Source organism: Faecalibacterium sp. An77 (genome assembly GCF_002161315.1).
Taxonomy (GTDB): Bacteria; Bacillota; Clostridia; order Oscillospirales; family Ruminococcaceae; genus Faecalibacterium.
Genome location: NZ_NFHK01000123.1, coordinates 1 through 516, shown reverse-complemented (window position 1 = coordinate 516; position 516 = coordinate 1). Strand labels below are relative to the sequence as shown.

Sequence of the window (516 nt, the reverse complement as noted above, 5' to 3'; positions counted from 1 at the left end):
GGGTCACGGAATCCAGACAATTGTAACCCGAATAGCCGTCGGTCTGGGTATAGCCGGAGAAGCCTTGCAGCATCTCTTTGGCTACCCGGCCTGAACGGCTGGGACTGTACTGGTACAGTACGATTTTCTTTTCGGCAGAGCAGAACACCCACATTTGGGACATCTGACTGGATTCCCGGCCATCCTCTTTCAGGACATGGACGCGGGTCTCGTCCACATTCACAATATCCTGCCGCAGCAGCTCCCTGCGAAGCTGCTCATACAGAGGCTTGAACCAACGGGCACTGCGGATTACCCAGTTGGCCATGGTATTGCGCCGAAGATCCACACCCTGTCCCTTCCAGTAAGCCTCCTGGCGATACAGCGGAACTCCGTTCTGGAACTTCTCCTGCATGATATAGGCTACCGTGGAGGGAGCCGCCATGCTTTTCTTCATCACTGGAACAGGAGCTTCGGCCTGCCGGATATAGCTTTCCCCAGTCTGGGTTTCACAGTGCGCACATTTGTAGCTGGCGG

The 516-nt window shown here is 55.6% G+C and carries 1 protein-coding gene; it reads right to left on the bottom strand.

The features are described from left to right. Positions 1-516, bottom strand: a 516-nt coding sequence (locus B5G28_RS14335) for an IS66 family transposase (RefSeq protein WP_144265596.1), incomplete at both ends; no start/stop codon positions are given.